This window comes from Pseudomonas sp. P106(2024), assembly GCF_057480815.1.
This window is the reverse complement of the sequence record NZ_JBLIYU010000007.1, coordinates 40,083-59,249: the sequence shown is the minus strand read 5'-3', so window position 1 is coordinate 59,249 and position 19,167 is coordinate 40,083. Positions and strand designations below refer to the sequence as shown.

Here is a 19,167-nt window from a genome sequence, read left to right as displayed (position 1 = left end):
TTCCCATGTTCAAGAAACTGCGTGGCATGTTTTCCAGCGATCTGTCCATCGACCTGGGTACTGCCAACACCCTTATTTACGTGCGTGAGCGCGGTATCGTCCTGAATGAGCCCTCGGTGGTTGCCATCCGTACCCACGGCAACCAGAAAAGCGTCGTCGCAGTCGGGACCGAAGCCAAGCGCATGCTGGGCCGTACGCCTGGCAACATCGCGGCCATCCGCCCGATGAAAGATGGCGTGATCGCCGACTTCAGCGTTTGTGAAAAAATGTTGCAGTACTTCATCAACAAAGTGCACGAAAACAGCTTCCTGCAGCCTAGCCCTCGCGTGCTGATCTGCGTGCCGTGCAAGTCGACCCAGGTCGAGCGTCGCGCTATCCGTGAATCGGCTCTCGGTGCCGGTGCCCGCGAAGTGTTCCTGATCGAAGAGCCGATGGCCGCTGCCATTGGTGCCGGCCTGCCGGTCGAAGAGGCCCGCGGCTCGATGGTCGTCGATATCGGTGGCGGTACCACCGAGATCGCCCTGATCTCGCTCAACGGCGTGGTCTACGCCGAATCCGTGCGCGTCGGCGGCGACCGCTTCGACGAAGCCATCGTCACCTACGTGCGCCGCAACTACGGCAGCCTGATCGGCGAATCCACCGCCGAGCGCATCAAGCAGGAAATCGGTACTGCCTACCCAGGCGGCGAAGTGCGCGAAGTCGACGTCCGTGGCCGCAACCTGGCCGAAGGCGTACCGCGTGCCTTCACCCTGAACTCCAACGAAGTGCTCGAAGCGCTGCAGGAGTCCCTGGCGACCATCGTCCAGGCGGTCAAGAGCGCCCTGGAGCAATCGCCGCCCGAGCTGGCCTCGGACATCGCCGAGCGTGGCCTGGTGCTGACCGGTGGTGGCGCGCTGCTGCGCGACCTCGACAAGCTGCTGGCTCAGGAAACCGGCCTGCCGGTGATCGTCGCCGAAGACCCGCTGACCTGTGTCGCCCGCGGCGGTGGTCGTGCCCTGGAGATGATGGACAAGCACGCCATGGACCTGCTCTCCAGCGAGTGATCGCTGCGCAGTAGCATCCTCAGGTTTACAGGTGGCACGCACAGTGCTACCTGTATGCGCTGTGCTGGCGCCCGCCCGGGCGCCGTTTCCGTCAACCCGCAGCAGGCCGGTGCATTGCTCCATGTCCCATGACCTTCTGAGTCGTCCACGAGGAACGGCCCATTAAACCGCTTTTCTCCAAGGGCCCCTCGCTGGGCGTTCGCCTGCTCGTGCTGGTGGTGATGTCGGTCGCGCTGATGGTGGTCGATTCGCGTTTCGACCTGCTCAAGCCGGTGCGCAGCCAGATGGGCCTGGTGCTGATGGAATCCTACTGGATCACCGATCTGCCGCAGCGCATGTGGCAAGGCGTGGCCGGCCAGTTCGGCAGCCGCACCGAGCTGATCGCCGAGAACGAGAAACTCAAGACCGAGGCCCTGCTGTTGCAGGGGCGCCTGCAGAAGCTGGCGGCCCTGACCGAGCAGAACGTGCGCCTGCGCGAGTTGCTCAACTCATCGGCGCTGGTCAACGAGAAGGTCGAGGTCGCCGAGCTGATCGGTGTAGACCCCAATCCCTTCACCCACCGCATCCTGATCAACAAGGGCGAGCGCGACGGCGTGTTCCTCGGCCAGCCGGTGCTCGATGCCCGCGGCCTGATGGGCCAGGTGGTAGAGCTGATGCCGTACACCTCGCGGGTGCTGCTGCTCACCGACACTACCCACAGCATTCCGGTACAGGTCAACCGCAACGGTCTGCGCGCTATCGCCAGCGGCACCGGCAACCCGGAGCGCCTCGAGCTGCGCCATGTGGCCGACACCGCCGACATCAAGGAAGGCGACCTGCTGGTCAGCTCCGGCATGGGCCAGCGTTTCCCGGCCGGTTACCCGGTGGCTACGGTCAACGAAGTGATCCACGACTCCGGCCAGCCGTTCGCCATCGTCCGTGCCATTCCGACCGCCGCGCTCAACCGCAGCCGCTACATGCTGTTGGTGTTCAGCGACCGACGCACCCCGGAAGAGCGCGCTACCGAGGCGGCGATTGCCCAGGAAGAGGCCGACCGCCAAGGCGCCGGCCACACTCCGCCAGCGGCCACGCCCGCGACACCCGCGCCGGCCCATGCCGCGCAGCCCGCGCCAGGTACGGCGCCTGCGGCTGCGCCAACGACGGCCAGCCCGGCGTCGGCCCAACCGGCCGCCGCGCCGGCTCAACCCCGGAGACAATAATGGCCAGCACCCGTAGCAGAAACGGCTGGGCCATCTGGCTGACCTTCGCCATCGGCCTGTTGCTCAGCGTCTCGCCCATGCCGCAGTTCATGGAAGTATTCCGGCCCATGTGGCTGGCCCTGCTGCTGGCCTTCTGGACCCTCGCCGTGCCCGGCAAGGTCGGCATGACCACGGCATTCCTGCTCGGCCTGGCCGAGGACGTGCTGTACGGCACCCTGCTTGGCCAGAATGCCCTGATTCTCACCCTGATCACCTTCCTGGTGCTGTCGTTGCAGCAGCGCCTGCGCATGTTCCCCATGTGGCAGCAGAGCCTGGTGATCCTGGTGATCTTCGGCATCGCCCAGCTGATCCAGCTCTGGCTGAGCGCGCTCACCGGCAATCGCCTGCCGACCCTGGCCCTGGTCTGGTCGGCGGTGATCAGTGCCCTGCTCTGGCCCTGGGTGAGTTTCGCCCTGCGCGGCTTGCGCGTTCGCCTGCACATTCACTGACGACCCGCCGCCACTGACAGGGAGATGTCCATATGACTCAGCTGTACCTGGCCTCCGGTTCGCCGCGTCGGCGTGAACTGCTGACCCAGATCGGCGTGCCGTTCACCGTCGTCAGCGCGCCCATCGATGAAACCCCGCTGCCGGGCGAAGCCCCGGCGGCCTATGTCGAGCGCCTGGCCCAGGCCAAGGCCGTGGCGGGCTTCGCCCACACCGACGGCGCCGGGGTGGTATTGGGCGCCGACACTACCGTGGTGCTCGATGGCCAGATCCTCGGCAAGCCGGAGAACCGCGAGCAGGCGCTGGCCATGCTTGGCGACCTGTCCAAGCGCGAGCACCAGGTGCTCACCGCCGTGGCGCTGACTGACGGCCAGCGCAGCATCAGCCGCTGCGTCAGCACCACCGTGCGTTTTCGCACCATCTCCTTCGAGGAAGCACTGCGCTACTGGGACAGCGGCGAACCGGTCGACAAGGCCGGCGGCTATGCCATCCAGGGCCTGGGCGCGGTGTTCGTCAGCGCTATCGAAGGCAGCTACTCGGCCGTGGTCGGCCTGCCCCTGAGCGAGACTGCCGAGCTGCTCGAACAGTTCGCCATCCCCTGTTGGCAGCAGCAAGAGGACACGACACCGCGCTAGGGCCTTTACATTTCGTACCGAGCCTAGCCAGCCATCCCGCAGCGATCCATCATTACCCAAGACCTTTGACGAGAGCCTGCCATGAGTGAAGAGATCCTGATCAACATCACCCCGATGGAGTCACGCGTGGCGGTGGTGGAGAACGGCGTCCTGCAGGAGGTGCACGTTGAGCGCACCCAACGCCGTGGCATCGTCGGCAACATCTACAAGGGCAAGGTGGTGCGGGTCCTGCCGGGCATGCAGGCGGCATTCGTCGACATCGGCCTGGAGCGGGCGGCGTTCATCCATGCCTCGGAGATCTCCCAGCGCGAAGGCTCGGCGGTGGAGAACATCACCGCGCTGGTGCACGAAGGCCAGGCGCTGGTGGTACAAGTCACCAAGGACCCCATCGGCAGCAAGGGCGCGCGCCTGACCACCCAGCTGTCGATTCCGTCGCGCTACCTGGTGTACATGCCACGCAGCAGCCATGTCGGCATTTCCCTGAAGATCGAGGAAGAAGCCGAGCGCGAGCGCCTCAAGCAGGTGGTCACCGACTGCATGGCCCAGGAAGACATGAAGGACGCCGGTGGTTTCATCCTGCGCACCGCCGCCGAGGGCGCCCGCGCCGAGGACATCCTCCAGGACATCCGCTACCTGCGCCGCCTGTGGGAGCAGATCGGTTCGCAGATCAAGACCTGCGGGGCACCCGTGGTCATCTACGAGGACCTTGGCCTGGCCCTGCGCACCCTGCGTGACCTGGTCAACCCCAAGATCGAGAAGATCCGCATCGACTCGCGGGAAACCTTCCAGAAGACCACGCAGTTCGTCGCCGAGCTGATGCCGGAGATCGCCGATCGCCTGGAGCATTACCCCGGCGAGCGGCCGATTTTCGACCTGTATGGCGTGGAAGACGAGATCCAGCGCGCCCTCGAGCGCAAGGTGCCGCTCAAGTCCGGCGGCTACCTGGTGGTCGACCCGGCCGAGGCGATGACCACCATCGACGTCAATACCGGGGCGTTCGTCGGCCATCGCAACCTCGAAGAGACCATCTTCAAGACCAACCTCGAGGCTGCTACCGCCATTGCCCGACAACTGCGCCTGCGCAACATCGGCGGGATCATCATCATCGACTTCATCGACATGGAGGACGAGGAGCACCAGCGTCAGGTCCTGCGCACCCTGGAAAAGCAGCTCGAACGCGACCATGCCAAGACCAACATCATCGGCATCACCGAGTTGGGCCTGGTGCAGATGACCCGCAAGCGCACCCGCGAAAGCCTCGAGCAGGTGCTGTGCGAGCCCTGCGCGGCGTGCCAGGGGCGCGGCAAGCTGAAAACCCCCGAGACGATCTGTTACGAAATTTTCCGCGAGATCCTGCGCGAGGCCCGCGCCTATCAGGCCGAGGGCTATCGGGTATTGGCCAACCAGAAAGTGGTGGACCGCCTGCTCGATGAAGAGTCGGGCAACGTCGCCGAGCTGGAAGCGTTCATCGGGCGAACCATCCGCTTCCAGGTGGAGTCCATGTATTCCCAGGAACAATATGATGTGGTGCTGCTCTGACCTTCGCTAAAGGCGGTCGCCCCATGGACGGGCTGGCAAATCGCTATTCACCGGCCATAGTTAAGGGACGACTTGGAGGGCCATGGCCATGGAACGTCTGACCCGCGTTCTGGGCGCCTTGACCCGCTGGGGGCTGGGGATCTGCGCCCTGCTGGCGGTGCTGGTGGCGCTGTATGTCAGCCTCGGTCGGCAACTGGTACCCCTGGTCGCCGAATACCGTGCCGACGCCGAACTCAAGGCCGAACAGGCCTTGGGCATGCCCGTGCACGTCGGTGCCCTGGAAGGGCGCTGGAGTGGCCTGGCGCCGGTGTTGCGCGTGCGCGACCTGCAGCTGGGCGAAGGCAAGTCGGCCTTGCGCCTGGACGACGTCAAGCTGGTGCCCGACCTGTGGGCCAGCCTCAAGGCCCGCGAAGTGCGCCTGGCGCGCATCCAGCTCAGTGGGCTGCAACTGATCCTGCGCGAACGCGAGCAGGGCGCCTGGACCCTCGAAGGCCTGCCGCAGCAGGATGATGCGCCGCTCGACCCGGCCGATGTGCTCAAGCGCCTGCGCCAACTGGGGCGGATCGATGTATTCGACAGCCAGGTCACCCTGCATCCGTGGCAGCGCGATCCTCTGACCCTCACCTATGTCAGCCTGGGATTGCAGGCCGGAGCGTCGCGCCAGAGCGTCGACCTGCGCGCCACGCTGCCCGATGGCCAGCCCCTGGCCCTTAGCCTGAACAGCCGCGCCACCGCCAGGACCTGGCGCGACGGCCGCGTGCAGGCCTACCTGAGCCTGCCACAAAGCGATTGGGCGCGCTGGCTGCCGCCGCAGCTGCTGGGCCAGTGGCAGGCCGACACCCTGCGTGCCGGTGGCGAGTTCTGGATCGACTGGAGCAAGGGGCAGTTGCAGCAGGCGATGGTTCGCCTCAACGCCCCGCAGCTCAAGGGCGCCTACACCGGGCGCAAGGCCATTACCCTGGACAACCTGGCCTTGTCGGCCTGGTTCCAGCGCCAGGACCAGGGCTTTGACGTCGTCGTCGACTCCCTGGCCATGAGCCTGGGCAAGACCCGCTGGGAGTCGCACCTGCAACTGGCGCAGCGTCCTGGCCAGAGCCCGGCTGAGGAAAGCTGGCAGGTGCAGGCCGATCGCCTCGACCTGACCCCGCTGACCCCGGTGATCGACGCCCTGGCGCCGTTGCCGGACAAGCTGATGACGGTGGTCGACGCGCTCAAGGTGACCGGCGCCCTGCGCAACGTGCGCTTGGACATCCGCCCCAAGGCCGAGGGCGACCAGCGGTTGCAGTTCGCCGCCAACCTGGAGAAAGTCGGCTTCGACGCCTATCACGGCGCGCCGGCCGCCGGCAACGTCAGCGGCGCCATCAGCGGTGATCTCGGGCACGGCGAACTGCGCCTGGATACCCAGGCCTTCATGCTGCATCTGTATCCGATCTTCGGCAAACCCTGGCATTACCCGAAAGCCAACGCGCGGCTGACCTGGACCCTGGACAAGGAAGCCTTCACCCTGGTCGCCCCCTACATCAAGGTGCTGGGTGACGAGGGCAAGATCGCCGCGGACTTCCTGATTCGCATCCATCTGCAACCGGGCCATGAAGACTACATGGACCTGCGCGTCGGCCTCACCGAGGGCGACGGTCGCTACACCGCCAAGTACCTGCCCGAGGTGCTCAGCCCGGCCCTGGACGAATGGCTGCGCAGCGCCATCGTCAAGGGCAATGTCGACGAGGGCTACTTCCAGTACCAGGGCTCGCTGCACCACAATGCGCCGCCCCATGCCCGCGATATCAGCCTGTTCTTCAAGGTCCACGACGCCGCGCTGGATTTCCAGCCGGGTTGGCCGCAGGTGCAGCAGGTCGACGGCAATGTCTACATCGAAGACACCGGCGTGCGCATCCACGCCCGCAAAGGGCTGCTGCTGGACACTCGGGTCAGCGATGTCAGTGTCGACATTCCCCATGTCGAGGGCGACCAGCACAGCCACCTGTTCCTCGACGGAGACTTCGACGGCAGCCTTGGCGATGGCCTGAAGATCCTCAAGGAGGCGCCCATCGGCACGGGAGAGATCTTTGCAGGTTGGGAGGGTGAAGGCCCGCTCAAAGGCAAGGTCAAGCTCGATATCCCCCTGGCCCATGGGCAACGGCCCAAGGTGCTGGTGGACTTCTCGACCAGCGACGCAACCCTGAAAGTGGCGCCGCCAAGCCTGGAACTGACCCAGCTCAAAGGCGATTTCACGTTCGATTTCGACAAGGGCCTTAGCGGCAACGGCATTAGCCTGCATGCCTTCGGCAAGCCGGTGACCGCGCAGATCACCGCCGAAGGACAGGGCGGGCAGATCCAGACCCGCATCAACGCCAATGGCCAGGTCGGCCTCAAGGTCCTGACTGACTGGTTGCAGTACCAGCAGCCGCTGCCGGCCTCGGGCGAGTTGCCCTATCAGTTGCAGGTGACATTCGGCGGCCGAGACAACCGCTTGAGTGTCAGCTCCTCGCTCAAGGGCCTGGCCATCGACTTGCCGGCCCTCTTTGGCAAGGCCGCCGGGGAAACCCGTGACAGCCGCTTCGGCCTGACCCTGCAAGGCCCCGAGCGGCGCATCGACGCCAGCTACGCCGACCTTGCCCGCTTCGCCTACGCCGCGCCCGCCGACAAGCTGGCCCAGGGGCGTGGCGAACTGTTGCTGGGTACGGGCGACGCCAGCCTCCCAAGTGGCCAGGGCCTGCGTGTGCGTGGCCGGCTCGAAACCCTGGACCTGGCGCCCTGGCAGCAACAGATGGAGCGCCTGGCCGGCAAGGACCCGGGCGGCAGCGCCCGGCAGAACCTGCAGAGCGTGGACCTGAGCATCGGCCAGCTCAAGGCCTTCGGCATGGACCTCAACCAGGCGGTGATCCGCCTGATGCGCGGCGGTCCGGCCTGGGACCTGCGCCTGGACAGCAAGGAAGTCATCGGCAACGCGCGCATTCCCGATGCCAAGGTCACGCCCATGACCATCCGCCTGCAGAGCCTGCGTCTGCCGCCCGCCGACCCGAACGAAGCCCAGGACGAACATGCGCCGGATCCGTTGGCCGGGGTCGACCCGCGCAAGGTGCCGCCGCTGGACCTGACCATCGACAAGCTGTACCGCGGTGACGACCTGTTCGGCAGCGCCAACCTGAAGCTGCGCCAGACGCCCAAAGGCATGGCCATGAACGATATCGACCTGGACCTCAAGGGCCTGCACATCGATGGCAGCGGTGGCTGGGAAGGGGAGCCGGGCAGCAGTTCGAGCTGGTACAAGGGCCGGCTGGATGGCAAGAACCTGGGGGATGTGCTCAAGGCCTGGGGCTTCGCGCCTACCGTCACCAGCCGCGACTTCCGCATGGACGTGGACGGCCGCTGGCCGGGCTCGCCGGCCTGGGTCAGCCTCAACCGTTACTCCGGCAGCCTCGACGCGGCGTTGCGCAGTGGCCAGTTCGTCGAGGTCGAGGGCAGCGCCCAGGCCTTGCGGGTGTTCGGGCTGCTCAACTTCAACTCCATCGGCCGGCGCCTGCGCCTGGACTTCTCCGACCTGTTCAGCAAGGGCCTGGCCTATGACCGGGTCAAGGGGTTGCTGGTGGCCAGCGAAGGGGTCTACGTGACCCGTGAGCCGATCACCGTCACCGGGCCGTCGAGCAACTTCGAGCTCGACGGCACCATGGATTTTGTCCGTGATCGGATCGATGCCAAGCTGTTGGTGACGCTGCCGGTGACCAACAACTTGCCGCTGGCCGCGCTGATCGTCGGCGCGCCGGCGATCGGTGGCGCGTTGTTCCTGGTCGACCGCCTGATCGGTGACCGGGTGGCGCGTTTCGCCAGTGTGCACTATCGCGTCGAAGGTCCGGTCAAAGAGCCTAAAATCACCTTTGTGAAACCTTTCGACAATTAACCTGGGGTGGTCATGACGTCAGCTGTGATCCAGATGGTCAGCCAGGACGATGTGCTGGCCAACCTGCAACGTGCCACGGCACTGCTCGAGCAGGCCGCCGCAGGTGGCGCGCGCCTGGCGGTGCTGCCGGAGAACTTCGCCGCCATGGGCCGTCGCGACGCGGCGGCCATCGGTCGGGCCGAAGCGCTGGGCGAGGGGCCGATCCTGCCCTGGTTGAAACGCACCGCCCGCGACCTCAGGTTATGGATAGTCGCCGGTACCTTGCCGCTGCCCCCGGTCGGCCAGCCGCAAGCCAAGGCCCACGCCTGTTCGCTGCTGGTCGATGAGCACGGCGAGATCGCCGCCCGCTACGACAAGCTGCACCTGTTCGATGTGGATGTGGCCGACAACCGCGGTCGTTACCGCGAGTCGGACGACTACGCCCACGGCAGCCAGGTGGTGGTGGCCGACACGCCCGTGGGCCGGCTGGGCCTGTCGGTGTGCTACGACCTGCGCTTCCCTGAGCTGTACAGCGCCTTGCGTGCCGCCGGGGCCGAACTGATCAGCGCGCCGGCGGCGTTCACCGCGGTGACCGGAGCGGCGCATTGGGAAGTACTGATTCGCGCACGGGCCATCGAGACCCAGTGCTATGTATTGGCGGCCGCCCAGGGCGGCCTGCATCCGGGGCCGCGGGAAACCCACGGCCAGGCGGCGATCGTCGACCCCTGGGGGCGGATCGTCGCGCAACAGGCGCGGGGCGAAGCGGTATTGCTCGCCACGCGCGACAGTGAAGAACAGGCGTCCATCCGGGCGCGCATGCCGGTGGTCACGCACCGGCGCTTTTTCTCGCAGGACGCCTTGCGGCCTGCGCACACCTCGGAGTGACTATGAGCGAGATTTTATCCACCGTCAGCGAGCAGCTCCTGGTCCCGGGCGGCCTGACCCTCGACAGCCTGCAGACGGTGCTGGGCGAGCTGGCCGGCCCCGGCATCGATGCCGCCGACTTGTATTTCCAGGGCCAGATCTCGGAAACCTGGGCGCTGGAGGACGGCATCGTCAAAGAGGGCAGCTTCAACCTCGACCAGGGCGTGGGCGTGCGCGCCCAGTCCGGCGAGAAGACCGGCTTCGCCTACAGCAACGCGATCAACCTCGAAGCCCTGACCTCGGCGGCCCGCGCCGCCCGTTCGATCTCCCGTGCCGGGCAGGATGGCAAGGTGCAGGCGTTCCGCAGCCAGGATGTGACTGCCCTGTATGCGTCTGACAATCCCCTGGATGTGCTGAGCCGCGCCGAGAAGGTCGACCTGCTCAAGCGCGTCGATGCCGCCACCCGCGCCCTCGATCCGCGCATCCAGCAGGTCAGCGTGAGCATGGCCGGGGTCTGGGAGCGGATCCTGGTCGCCGCCGCCGATGGCAGCCTGGCCGCCGATGTACGTCCGCTGGTGCGTTTCAACGTCAGCGTGATCGTCGAGCAGAACGGTCGTCGCGAGCGCGGCGGGCAGGGCGGTGGCGGGCGTACCGACTACCGCCACTTCACCGAGGAGCGGGTGATGGGCTATGCCCGCGAGGCGTTGCGCCAGGCGCTGGTCAACCTCGAGGCCATTCCGGCGCCGGCCGGCACGCTGCCGGTGGTGCTTGGCCCGGGCTGGTCCGGGGTGCTGCTGCACGAGGCGGTCGGTCACGGTTTGGAAGGCGACTTCAACCGCAAGGGCAGTTCGGCGTTCAGTGGGCGTATCGGCGAGCAAGTGGCCTCGAAGCTGTGCACCATTGTCGACGACGGTACCCTGGAGGGCCGCCGCGGCTCGCTCAGCATCGACGACGAAGGCACCCCGACCGAATGCACCACGCTGATCGAGAACGGCATCCTCAAGGGCTACATGCAGGACAAGCTCAACGCCCGCCTGATGGGCATGGCGGTGACGGGCAACGGCCGGCGTGAATCCTACGCCCACCTGCCGATGCCGCGCATGACCAACACCTACATGCGTGCTGGCGACAGCGACCCGGAGGAAATCATCCGCTCGGTGAAGAAGGGCATCTATTGCGCCAACCTTGGCGGTGGCCAGGTGGACATCACCAGCGGCAAGTTCGTGTTCTCCACCAGCGAGGCCTACCTGATCGAGGACGGCAAGATTACCGCGCCGGTGAAGGGCGCGACGCTGATCGGCAATGGTCCGGAGGCGATGAGGGGTGTGTCGATGGTCGGCAACGACCTGGCGCTGGACAGCGGCGTGGGTACGTGCGGCAAGGATGGGCAGTCGGTGCCGGTAGGCGTTGGCCAGCCGACCCTGAAGCTGGATGCGATCACTGTCGGTGGTACAGGGGCTTGATGATCAATCGCGGGGCAAGCCCGCTCCCACAGATGCCTGCAAAGGCAGCGTGGGAGCGGGCTTGCCCCGCGATGGCCTCAACGCAGACCGCGCTGGACCTCGTCGAGGTCGCGGATGTACTTGAACACTTTACGCGCAGCCGCAGGCGGCTTGTTCCGCGCCTTCTCGTGCTGGGCATGACGGATCAGCGAGCGCAGGTGCTGGCGATCGGTGTCGGGGAACTCGTTGACGAAGCGTTCGAGGTCCTCGTCGTTGCCGTCGATCAGGCGATCGCGCCAGCGCTCGAGGCCGTGAAAGCGCTCGTTGTACTGGCGGGTCGAGCTGTCGACCTGCTCGAGCACGGCATGGATGGCGTCAAGGTCCTGCACGCGCATCAGCTTGCCGACGAACGACATGTGGCGTTTGCGGGCGCCGTGGGCGGTGTGCTTGCTGGCCTCTTCCAGCGCCTTGCGCAGCTCGTCGGTCAACGGCAGGCGGGCCAGGGTGTCGGCCTTGAGGGTGGTGAGGCGCTCACCGAGCTCGACCAGCGCATGCAGCTCGCGCTTGATCTGGGTTTTGCTTTTTTCGCCGTCGAAGGCGTCGTCGTAAGAATCAACCATGGGGGCAGTCCGCAGGAAATCGCCGCCATGATAACCAGTCGGGGGCCGCTTGTCCGGCCCGGTCGTAGAATGACCCACGCCGTACGCAGAATTTTCAGTGGAGAGAACCATGAGTGCAGTCCAGAGCGTAGGCCCCAAGGACCTGCCGGCGTTGCAGGAACAGGTCGAGGCGATCGTCGCCGAGGCGCGCCGCCAGGGCGCCAGCGCGTGCGAAGTGGCGGTGTCGCTGGAGCAGGGCCTGTCCACCACGGTGCGCCAGCGCGAAGTCGAGACGGTCGAGTTCAACCGCGACCAGGGCTTCGGCATCACCCTCTACGTTGGCCAGCGCAAGGGTTCGGCCAGCACCTCGGCCAGCGGCCCTGAGGCGATCCGCGAGACCGTCGCGGCGGCCCTGGCAATCGCCAAGCATACCTCCGAGGACGCGTGTTCGGGGCTGGCCGATGCCGCCTTGATGGCCCGCGAGATCCCTGATCTGGACCTGTACCACGACTGGGACATCGAGCCGGAGAAGGCCATCGAGATGGCGCTGGCCTGCGAGGCGGCGGCGTTCGACGCCGACAAGCGCATCCTCAACGCTGATGGCACCACCCTCAATACCCATCAGGGCGTGCGGGTCTATGGCAACAGCCACGGCTTCATCGGCGGCTACGCGTCCACCCGGCACAGCCTGAGCTGCGTGATGATCGCCGAGGCCGAAGGGCAGATGCAGCGCGACTACTGGTACGACGTCAATCGCCAGGGCAACCTGCTGGCCGACCCGCGCAGCATCGGCCAGCGCGCCGCGCAACGCGCCGCCAGCCGTCTGGGCGCGCGTCCGGTGCCGACCTGCGAGGTGCCGGTGCTGTTCTCGGCGGAGCTTGCCGGCGGCCTGTTCGGCAGCTTCCTGTCGGCGATTTCCGGCGGCAACCTGTACCGCAAGTCGTCGTTCCTCGAAGGCACCCTCGGCCAGCGCCTGTTCCCCACCTGGCTGACCCTTGATGAGCGTCCACACATCCCGCGTGCGCTGGGCAGCGCGGCGTTCGACGGCGATGGCCTGGCCACCTACGCCAAGCCGTTCGTCGACAAGGGCGAGCTGGTGTCCTACATCCTGGGCACCTATTCCGGGCGCAAGCTGAGCCTGCCGAGCACCGCCAACGCCGGGGGCGTGCATAACCTGTTCGTCACCCACGGTGTGGAAGACCAGGCGGCATTGATTCGCCGCATGGGTCGCGGCCTGCTGGTGACCGAGCTGATGGGGCATGGCCTGAACATGGTGACCGGTGACTATTCTCGTGGTGCGGCGGGCTTCTGGGTCGAAAACGGCGAGATCCAGTTCCCGGTCCAGGAAGTGACCATCGCCGGCAATATGAAGGATATGTTCCAGCAGATCGTGGCGATCGGCAGCGATATCGAGACCCGCAGCAATATCCACAGTGGCTCGGTGCTGATCGAACGGATGACGGTGGCAGGCAGCTGATCGGCGCTCTGTCATCAGCAGGGAATTAGCGGTGCGTGCGAGCGGGCTTGTCCCGCGGTAATCTTACCTGCAATCGCGAGGCAAGCTCGCTCCCACGCTGCCCTGCTCATACCTTGTAAAAGACCCGGCCATCGCGCCGGGTTTCTTTTGCCCATTGCTCGACTTGAACTGATTCTAGTTATCACATAATAATGAATATCATTATCCAGTAACCCGGCGATGATGTTCATGAAATCCGTCCTCCACGAACTGCCTTACCTGGAAAACTGGCGCTGGCTCAGCCGGCGCATCCGCTGCGCGCTCGAACCCGACGAGCCGCGTCTGATCGAGCATTACCTGGCCGAAGGCCGCTACCTGGTGTGCTGCACCGAAACCTCGCCCTGGACCGTGGCGCTGACCGCCTTCCGCCTGCTGTTGGATACCGCCAACGATCGCATGCTGCCGTGGCATTGGCGCTGCCTGTGCCTGGACCAGGCCTGGCGGCCCTTGCTCGACCTGCGCAACCTCGATCGCCGCGAACAAAACCTGCGCTGGCAGCCCTACGCGATGCAGCTCGCCAACAGCGTGCTGCTGCCGTCGATTTCTCCCGAAGAACTGATGCAAGGACTTGAAGATGAGTGATACCCGTATCGAGCGTGACAGCATGGGCGAACTGCAGGTGCCGGCCCAGGCCCTGTACGGTGCCCAGACCCAGCGCGCGGTCGACAACTTCCCGGTCAGCGGCAAGCCGATGCCGGCCCAGTTCATCCGTGCCTTGCTGCTGGCCAAGGCGGCTGCGGCCAAGGCCAACGTCGAGCTGTCCCAGCTGAGCGCGGGGCAGGGCGAGGCCATCGTCAGGGCGGTGGAGCAACTGCTGGCCGGCGACTTCATCCAGCACTTCCCGGTGGATGTGTTCCAGACCGGTTCCGGCACCAGTTCGAACATGAACGCCAACGAGGTCATCGCCACCCTGGCCAGCCGCGTGCTGGGCGAGCCGGTCAATGCCAACGACCACGTCAACTGTGGCCAGAGCAGCAACGACATCATCCCCACCACCATCCACGTCAGCGCCGCCCTGGCCCTGCACGAGCAATTGTTACCGGCCCTGCGCCACCTCACCCAGGTGATCGAGGCCAAGGCGGTCGAAGTGCACAAGCACGTGAAGACCGGCCGCACCCACCTGATGGATGCCATGCCGGTGCGCATGAGCCAGGTGCTCGAAGGCTGGGCCGCGCAGGTCAAGGGCGCCCAGGCGCATATCGAAGCCACCCTGCCGAGCCTGCAGGCCTTGGCTCAGGGCGGTACTGCCGTGGGCACCGGCATCAACGCCCACCCGCAGTTCGCCGCAGGCTTTGCCCGCCAGTTAAGTGGCCTGACCCAAGTCAAGTTCACCCCCGGCGAGAACCTGTTCGCCCTGATCGGCTCCCAGGACACCGCCGTGGCCCTGTCCGGCCAGCTCAAGACCGCCGCCGTGGCGCTGATGAAGATCGCCAACGACCTGCGCTGGATGAACTCCGGCCCGCTCGCCGGCCTGGGTGAAATCGAGTTGCAGGGTCTGCAGCCGGGCTCGTCGATCATGCCGGGCAAGGTCAACCCGGTGATCCCGGAGGCCACCGCCATGGTCGCGGCCCAGGTGATCGGCAACGATGCCACCATCGCCGTGGCCGGGCAGTCGGGCAACTTCGAGCTCAACGTGATGCTGCCGGTGATCGCCCGCAACCTGCTGGAAAGCATCGAGCTGATGGCCAACGTCAGCCGCCTGCTGGCCGACAAGGCCATCGCCAGCTTCAAGGTCAACGAAACCAAGCTCAAGGAGGCGCTGTCGCGCAACCCGATCCTGGTCACTGCGTTGAACCCGATCATCGGCTACCTCAAGGCCGCCGAGATCGCCAAGACCGCCTACAAGCAGGGGCGCCCGATCATCGACGTGGCGCTGGAGCACACCGACTTGTCGCGTGACCAGCTCGAGGCGCTGCTGGATCCGGAAAAACTCACTGCCGGCGGCATCTGAGCCCGGGCCGCCCAGGAGACACGTCATGCAGCACTGGAAACACACCACGCAAGACGCCAACCGCCTGTTCGAGCAGGGCGAGCTGGTCGATGCCCGAGAACACTACCTGCAAGCCCTGGCCCTGGCCCAGGTGCTGTTCGAGCGCTGGCATGACGTCGACGAGGCGGTGGCCGCACTGGTCATCGCCCATCACAACCTGGCCGACCTGCACCTGCGCCTGAACCAGCCGCAGGAAAGCGCCGACTACCTGTGCGCGGCGCACCAGCGGCTGCTCCAGGCCAGTCAGGACCCGCGCCTGCCCCAGGCCCTGCGCGACGCCGCGTTACGCCATAGCGGGCGCACCTACACCGAGTTGCTGAGCTTCATCGCCGAATACGGCCAATACCCGCGTACCGAGCGCCTGCTCAATCGGCAGGCTCCGGTGACCAGCGAGCTGGTCGTATATACGGATATCACTGATCGCACACCTGCCTACGGAATCCACTGACATGCCGCATACCTTGCCTGCGTTGCCCTATGCCTACGATGCGCTGGAGCCGCACATCGACACCCAGACCATGGAGATTCACCACAGCAAGCATCACCAGACCTATATCAACAATCTCAACGCCGCCATCGAGGGCACCGAGTGGGCCGAGTGGCCCGTGGAGCAGTTGGTGGGCGCGGTCAGGCAACTGCCCGAGAAGCTCCAGGGCGCGGTGATCAACCAGGGCGGTGGGCATGCCAACCACACCCTGTTCTGGACCGTCATGTCGCCCAAGGGCGGCGGCCAGCCGGCAGTGCAGGTGGCCAAGGCCATCGATGCGCAGCTCGGCGGCTTCGAGGCGTTCAAGGAGGCCTTCACCAAGGCCGCGCTGACCCGTTTCGGCAGCGGCTGGGCCTGGTTGAGCGTGACCCCGCAGAACACGCTGGTAGTTGAGAGCAGCGGCAACCAGGACAGCCCGCTGATGCACGGCAACACGCCGATCCTTGGCCTGGACGTGTGGGAGCACGCCTACTACCTGAAGTATCAGAACCGTCGTCCGGAATACATTGGCGCTTTCTACAACGTGGTCGACTGGGCCGAAGTGGAACGTCGCTACCTTGAAGCCCTGAAGTGAGCCTGACCGGTATGCGTGCCGAGGTGATGTCTGTCAGCAGTGTGCGCCTGTTCCGCCTGGCGCTTGGGACCATGCTGTTGCTGGTTGGCACCGCATTGTTGGTGGCACGCGGCATCGCCTGGCTGGACCTGGAACCGCGCATGTTGCGTGCCCTTGAGGGCGGCGCATTGTGCGCACTGGGGACGGCGTTGGGCGCGGTACCGGTGCTGGTGATCCGCAACATGCCGGTGGCCGTGGCCGATACCTTGCTTGGCTTCGGTGCCGGCGTGATGCTGGCGGCCACCGCGTTCTCGCTGATCATGCCCGGGCTGGATGCGGCCCAATCCATTGGTTTCAGCCCGTGGGGCGCCGGTGGCCTGATCAGCGGCGGCCTGCTGTTCGGCGCGCTGTGCCTGTTCCTGGTCGACCTCAAGGTCTCTGGTGCTTCGCCAGAGGCCTTGGTCGGCAGCGATCAGCAACCGGTGATCGCGGCGCGAATCTGGTTGTTCGTCATCGCCATCATTGCCCATAACATCCCCGAAGGCATGGCCATTGGCGTGTCTGCTGGCGGTGGCATGCCCGATGCCGACAGCCTGGCCATGGGCATCGCGCTTCAGGATGTGCCGGAGGGTCTGGTAATCGCGCTGGTGCTGGCCGGGGCCGGCATGTCGCGGTTCAAGGCGTTCCTGATCGGCGCGGCGTCCGGGTTGGTCGAACCGCTGGCCGCGGTGATCTGCGCCTGGCTGGTGAACATCGCCGAACTGTTGCTACCGCTGGGCTTGGCCTGTGCGGCGGGGGCGATGCTGCTGGTGGTGACCCAGGAGATCATTCCCGAATCGCGCAGCAACGGGCATCACCGCCTGGCGAGCCTGGGGCTGTGTGCCGGGTTCTGCCTGATGATGGTGATGGACACGGCGCTGTCTTGAGCCCGGCACATTCCCTGTAGGAGCGTGCGCAGTCGTTAACGGCGCTTACTCGCCTTCGTCGAAGAAGTTCTCGATCAACGCGACCAGTGCATCCATGGCCTCACCGTCCTGTTCGCCCTCGGTGTGCAGGTGCACCGGCGTGCCCTTGCCGGCGGCGAGCATCATCACCGCCATGATGCTCTTGCCGTCCACCAGCTTGTCCGGTGCGCGGCCGACCCGTACCTGGCAGGGAAAGCGACCGGCCACGCCGACGAACTTGGCGGCCGCCCGCGCATGCAGGCCCAGCTTGTTGATGATGGTGATTTCGCGGGCGGGCATCGTGGGGCGGATCCTGTGGGCTAGAGGTCGCGGTGGCGGACCTGGACGTTTTTCAGGGATTGCTGGAGCAGTTGGCCAAGCCGTTCGGTGATGTACACCGAGCGGTGGTGGCCGCCGGTACAGCCGATGGCGATGGTGACGTAAGCGCGGTTGCTGGCGGCGAAGCGCGGCAGCCACTTGAGCAGGTAGCCGGAGATGTCCTGGAACATTTCCTCGACGTCCGGCTGGGCGGCCAGGTAATCAATTACCGGCTGTTCGAGGCCGGAATGCTCACGAAGTTCCGGCTTCCAGTACGGATTGGGTAGGCAGCGCACGTCGAACACCAGGTCGGCGTCCACCGGCATGCCACGCTTGAAACCGAATGACTCGACCAGGAACGCGGTGCCTGGCTCGGGCTGGTTGAGCAGGCGCAGCTTGATCGAATCGCGCAGTTGATAGAGGTTCAGGCTGGTGGTGTCGATCTTCAGGTCGGCGAGGTCGGCGATCGGGCCGAGCAGCTCGCTTTCCACGCGGATCGCCTCGGCCAGCGAACGGCTGTCGTTGGTCAGCGGGTGGCGGCGGCGGGTTTCCGAGAAGCGCTTGAGCAGGGTGTCTTCGTCGGCGTCCAGGTACAGCACGTCGCACTGGATATGGCGCGAACGTGCATCTGTCAGCAGTTCGGGGAAGCGTGACAGGTGGCTGGGCAGGTTGCGCGCATCAATGGACACAGCGACCTTCGGTTGCAGCAGCTCGGTGTTGAGCAGCGCGTTTTCCGCCAGCTGCGGCAGCAGCCCGGCGGGCAGGTTGTCGATGCAGTAGTAGCCGTTGTCTTCCAGCACGTCGAGGGCGGTACTCTTACCGGAGCCGGAGCGGCCGCTGACGATGATCAGGCGCATGTTCAGTGCTCGTTCTGTACGTCCAGGACGACCTGGTAAAGGGTCTCGCTGCTGTCGGCGGCACGCAGGCGATCGCGGACCTCCTTGCGATCTAGCATGCTGGCGATCTGGCGCAGCAGTTCAAGGTGGGCATCGGTGGCAGCTTCCGGGACCAGCAGGACGAACAGCAGGTCGACCGGGGCACCATCGATGGCGTCATAATCAATGGGGGCATCCAGGTGCAGCAGGGCGCTTACTGGCGCGCTGCAACCCACAAGCCGGCAGTGCGGAATGGCGATGCCATTGCCAAAACCGGTGGAGCCGAGTTTTTCCCGAGCGATGAGCTTGTCGAAGACATCTTGCATCTCCAGCTCGGGTACTTGCTCGGCGATCAGGGTGGCGACCTTTTCCAGGGCGCGCTTCTTGCTGCCGCCCGGCACGTTCACGAGTGAACGGCCGGGGGTCAGGATGGTTTCAAGTCGGATCATGGATGAGGGGGATCAGCGGGCGGCTGCGCCTTGCAGCAGGCTTTGCTGTTTTTCCTTGTGTTTTTTCAGTTGGCGATCGAGTTTGTCGGCCAGGGCGTCGATCGCCGCGTACATGTCTTGGTGTTCGGCGTTGGCGACGACTTCGCCACCGGGAATCTGGAGTGTGGCTTCCACCTTCTGCTGCAGCTTCTCGACCTTCATGATCACCGTCGCATTGGTGATCTTGTCGAAATGACCCTCCACGCGGGCGAGCTTCTCGAGCACGTAATCGCGCAGTGGTTGGGTGACTTCTACATGCTGTCCACTGATGTTGACTTGCATACAGCTTCTCCTTTGTTGCCCGTGCATAAAG

General features: G+C 65.6%; 19 protein-coding genes. 14 read left to right on the top strand and 5 right to left on the bottom strand.

Features of this window, described 5'->3' with window-relative positions; genetic code table 11:
* Window positions 1-5 precede the first annotated feature (5 nt).
* From mreB to tldD, 8 genes are all read left to right on the top strand, one after another.
* Window positions 6-1,043, top strand: coding sequence for a rod shape-determining protein MreB (mreB, locus tag AC25M7_RS13575; protein ID WP_003255163.1), 1,038 nt, complete (start codon window positions 6-8; stop codon window positions 1,041-1,043).
* 221 nt (window positions 1,044-1,264) lie between these two features.
* Window positions 1,265-2,242: a rod shape-determining protein MreC gene (gene mreC / locus AC25M7_RS13570; protein ID WP_028689640.1), complete on the top strand. Its 978-nt coding sequence runs from the start codon at window positions 1,265-1,267 to the stop codon at window positions 2,240-2,242.
* Window positions 2,242-2,730 (top strand): rod shape-determining protein MreD, encoded by a 489-nt coding sequence (gene mreD / locus AC25M7_RS13565; protein WP_028689641.1) that lies wholly within the window; start codon window positions 2,242-2,244, stop codon window positions 2,728-2,730. The genes mreC and mreD overlap by 1 nt, the downstream gene beginning before the upstream one ends.
* A 32-nt stretch (window positions 2,731-2,762) precedes the next feature.
* Window positions 2,763-3,362 (top strand): Maf family protein, encoded by a 600-nt coding sequence (locus AC25M7_RS13560; protein ID WP_028689642.1) that lies wholly within the window; start codon window positions 2,763-2,765, stop codon window positions 3,360-3,362.
* Between the two features lie 81 nt (window positions 3,363-3,443).
* Window positions 3,444-4,901: a ribonuclease G gene (gene rng / locus AC25M7_RS13555; protein WP_028689643.1), complete on the top strand. Its 1,458-nt coding sequence runs from the start codon at window positions 3,444-3,446 to the stop codon at window positions 4,899-4,901.
* A gap of 82 nt (window positions 4,902-4,983) precedes the next feature.
* A complete protein-coding gene (locus tag AC25M7_RS13550; RefSeq protein ID WP_486971141.1) occupies window positions 4,984-8,799 on the top strand; it encodes a YhdP family protein in 3,816 nt (1,271 codons plus the stop codon).
* Between the two features lie 12 nt (window positions 8,800-8,811).
* Window positions 8,812-9,663, top strand: coding sequence for a carbon-nitrogen hydrolase family protein (locus AC25M7_RS13545; RefSeq protein WP_028689645.1), 852 nt, complete (start codon window positions 8,812-8,814; stop codon window positions 9,661-9,663).
* Window positions 9,664-9,665: 2 nt separating this feature from the next.
* On the top strand, window positions 9,666-11,105 hold the full coding sequence (tldD, locus tag AC25M7_RS13540) for a metalloprotease TldD (protein WP_486971140.1): 1,440 nt from the start codon (window positions 9,666-9,668) through the stop codon (window positions 11,103-11,105).
* A gap of 77 nt (window positions 11,106-11,182) precedes the next feature.
* Here the strand turns inward: tldD and yjgA are convergent, their stop codons facing one another.
* Window positions 11,183-11,704, bottom strand: coding sequence for a ribosome biogenesis factor YjgA (gene yjgA, locus AC25M7_RS13535; protein WP_028689647.1), 522 nt, complete (start codon window positions 11,702-11,704; stop codon window positions 11,183-11,185).
* 109 nt (window positions 11,705-11,813) lie between these two features.
* Between yjgA and pmbA the strand changes: the two genes are divergently transcribed.
* The 6 genes from pmbA (at window position 11,814) to AC25M7_RS13505 (ending at window position 17,155) form a co-directional block, all read left to right on the top strand.
* Window positions 11,814-13,160, top strand: a complete 1,347-nt coding sequence (gene pmbA / locus AC25M7_RS13530) for a metalloprotease PmbA (protein ID WP_028689648.1) — start codon at window positions 11,814-11,816, stop codon at window positions 13,158-13,160.
* Between the two features lie 219 nt (window positions 13,161-13,379).
* Window positions 13,380-13,781, top strand: coding sequence for a hypothetical protein (locus AC25M7_RS13525; RefSeq protein ID WP_028689649.1), 402 nt, complete (start codon window positions 13,380-13,382; stop codon window positions 13,779-13,781).
* Complete coding sequence (locus AC25M7_RS13520) at window positions 13,774-15,150, top strand: class II fumarate hydratase (protein ID WP_182322516.1); 1,377 nt, start codon at window positions 13,774-13,776, stop codon at window positions 15,148-15,150. The genes AC25M7_RS13525 and AC25M7_RS13520 overlap by 8 nt, the downstream gene beginning before the upstream one ends.
* Before the next feature lie 25 nt (window positions 15,151-15,175).
* The gene (locus AC25M7_RS13515) at window positions 15,176-15,637 is read left to right on the top strand and encodes a DUF2753 family protein (protein WP_028689651.1); all 462 of its coding nucleotides are present in this window, start codon (window positions 15,176-15,178) and stop codon (window positions 15,635-15,637) included.
* Window position 15,638: 1 nt separating this feature from the next.
* Window positions 15,639-16,250, top strand: coding sequence for a superoxide dismutase (locus AC25M7_RS13510; protein WP_307942705.1), 612 nt, complete (start codon window positions 15,639-15,641; stop codon window positions 16,248-16,250).
* 11 nt (window positions 16,251-16,261) lie between these two features.
* Window positions 16,262-17,155, top strand: a complete 894-nt coding sequence (locus tag AC25M7_RS13505) for a ZIP family metal transporter (RefSeq protein ID WP_088852393.1) — start codon at window positions 16,262-16,264, stop codon at window positions 17,153-17,155.
* A gap of 45 nt (window positions 17,156-17,200) precedes the next feature.
* Here the strand turns inward: AC25M7_RS13505 and AC25M7_RS13500 are convergent, their stop codons facing one another.
* The 4 genes from AC25M7_RS13500 to hpf are packed head-to-tail and all read right to left on the bottom strand — an operon-like array spanning window position 17,201 to window position 19,136.
* Complete coding sequence (locus AC25M7_RS13500; RefSeq protein WP_028689654.1) at window positions 17,201-17,473, bottom strand: HPr family phosphocarrier protein; 273 nt, start codon at window positions 17,471-17,473, stop codon at window positions 17,201-17,203.
* A gap of 20 nt (window positions 17,474-17,493) precedes the next feature.
* The gene (gene rapZ, locus AC25M7_RS13495) at window positions 17,494-18,348 is read right to left on the bottom strand and encodes an RNase adapter RapZ (protein ID WP_028689655.1); all 855 of its coding nucleotides are present in this window, start codon (window positions 18,346-18,348) and stop codon (window positions 17,494-17,496) included.
* 2 nt (window positions 18,349-18,350) lie between these two features.
* Window positions 18,351-18,815 (bottom strand): PTS IIA-like nitrogen regulatory protein PtsN, encoded by a 465-nt coding sequence (gene ptsN, locus AC25M7_RS13490; protein ID WP_028689656.1) that lies wholly within the window; start codon window positions 18,813-18,815, stop codon window positions 18,351-18,353.
* 12 nt (window positions 18,816-18,827) lie between these two features.
* Window positions 18,828-19,136 carry a ribosome hibernation-promoting factor, HPF/YfiA family gene (gene hpf / locus AC25M7_RS13485; protein WP_011532415.1) on the bottom strand — a complete coding sequence of 103 codons (309 nt, stop codon included), beginning with the start codon at window positions 19,134-19,136 and terminating at the stop codon, window positions 18,828-18,830.
* Window positions 19,137-19,167 lie beyond the last annotated feature (31 nt).